This window comes from Phormidesmis sp. 146-12 (assembly GCF_052939495.1).
Map to the genome: position 1 here is coordinate 1 of NZ_JBJPHS010000236.1, position 1941 is coordinate 1941.

General features: G+C 50.2%; 2 protein-coding genes and 1 pseudogene. 1 reads left to right on the forward strand and 2 read right to left on the reverse strand.

Annotated features, from left to right (window positions below; all coding sequences use genetic code 11):
* On the forward strand, positions 1-766 hold a 766-nt coding region (locus ACKFKF_RS34905), incomplete at its 5' end, for a response regulator transcription factor (protein WP_446871919.1).
* Positions 767-851: 85 nt separating this feature from the next.
* Here the strand turns inward: ACKFKF_RS34905 and ACKFKF_RS34910 are convergent.
* Together ACKFKF_RS34910 and ACKFKF_RS34915 are read right to left on the reverse strand one after the other, a co-directional pair.
* Positions 852-1574, reverse strand: a complete 723-nt coding sequence (locus tag ACKFKF_RS34910) for a Uma2 family endonuclease (RefSeq protein ID WP_446861728.1) — start codon at positions 1572-1574, stop codon at positions 852-854.
* Positions 1575-1664: 90 nt separating this feature from the next.
* Positions 1665-1941: pseudogene (locus tag ACKFKF_RS34915) on the reverse strand (amino acid ABC transporter substrate-binding protein); the annotation flags it as partial.

Consider the following 1941-nt stretch of genomic DNA (forward strand, 5'->3'; position numbering starts at 1 on the left):
GAGCCTTCTTACGCCCCAAGGGGCGGGGAATTTACCCCTGATGAGATTAAAAAGGGGGACGTTGATCAGAAAGTTGCCCATTGCCCATTTCTTCTTTATGATTCGAGTTTTGTTGGTAGACGATCAAGCGCTCATTCGGGAAGGCCTCCGCACTCTGCTGGACGCAAAACCCGATCTGATGGTGGTTGGTGAGGTCGCAAACGGACAGCAGGCCGTCGAACAAGTGGTGATTCTTCAGCCCGATGTGGTGTTGATGGATATCCGAATGCCCGTGATGGATGGAGTGGCGGCGACCAAAATGATCGCTCAAGACCATCCCAAAACAAAAGTGCTGGTGCTGACGACCTTTGACGACGATGAATATGTGTCGCAAGCGATGCAGTACGGCGCGAAGGGCTATTTGCTCAAACACACTCGCTCTGAGGAGTTGGCGCAGGCGATTCGAGCGGTGCATCAGGGCTATACACAGATGGGGCCGGGACTATTTGAAAAAGCGATCGCCTATGCCCAATCTACTCCGTCTGCCAAAAGCCTGCCTCCAGAGCTTGCCCAACTGAGTCCCAGAGAACGCGAGGTTTTATGTCTGATCGCCAATGGAGCCAGCAACCGAGAGATTGCTCGATCGCTCTACATTTCTGAGAGAACGGTCAAAAATCATGTCACCAGCATTCTCAGTCGGCTCAACTTGCGCGACAGAACTCAGGCTGCGATGTTTGCCAGTGCTTTTTTGTCGCTGCTCAACGATTCAGAGACTCCCAAACTTTAGCAAGGATTGAGCGTTTGATAATCTGCAATTCTGGCGGTTCAAACCGCGCCTACCAGAACGCAGTCTGCCTTGCTAAAATCGCATCCTATTCAGCGAGTTCTCCAAAGCGATCGCGATACTGCTGAAGTAACACCGCCATCTCTTGACTTTGCTGCTCGGCTTGTTCGGCTCGTTGACGTTCCTGTTCGGCTCGTTGACGTTCCTGTTCGGCTCGCGCTTGTTCTGTTTCAAACCTTTGATTGATTTCGGTAAACGAGAAAAAGGGCGTTCCGTCAGGGTGATAAAGTTGCAGTTCTTCGGCCAGCCCAAATCGAATCCCTAATCGCGGACTGACCCAACCCTCGATCGTTTCGATTTCATCCAGCAATCCATCTTCTGATCGCAGCCAACCTCTGAGACGAATGCGATCGGGATCATATTCGTAGTATTCCTCTACGCCGTAGCTGTTGTAAAAAAGCAGTTTACGATCCATTTCTCGCCGCGTATTGCTGGGCGAAAGGACTTCAAATACGACTTGCGGCGGTATGTTGGCTTCTTTCCACTGTTGATATGAGCCTCGATGGCCCTTGGGTCTACCAAACACAACTAACGCATCCGGGGCAGTACAAAGGGTGTTGTTGCCCTCGATCGGATACCACAACAAATCTCCCGCTACAAAAACGGTTGCATCTTCGGCAAACAACCATTCCAGATTTTGTTCGATCACGACGATCCAATGGAACTGCTTTGTGTTGTCCGCCATTGGCTTGCCGTCACTTTCTGGATAAAACAATTCGGAGGAGGTGAGTGTAGGTTGCTGAGGGGTCATTGCCAAAATCCTTGCTTGCAACTCGATCGGCTGACTTTAGTATAGAAACTTTCCAAAGATTCCTACGCGACGTAGATTTTAGGGCGCTGCTTATCGAAACGGAGGAGAGAAAATTAGACCGCCTTTGGTCGAGAGGTTGTTTTGTCCGCGCGGTAGATTGAGTTGAGTTTTGGAGCCGAGGTTACGATCGTAGATCTCGCCATAGTTGCCCACTTGTTTAATAATTCTGGCTGCAAAAGCATTGTCCATTCCAGCCCCTTTACCCAGATCCCCTTCTGATCCCAAAAAGCGCTTGATAGTCGGATCGGTGCTCTTCACCTGCTGATCAACGTTTTGAGACGTAATCCCCAACTTCTCAGCCTCAAAT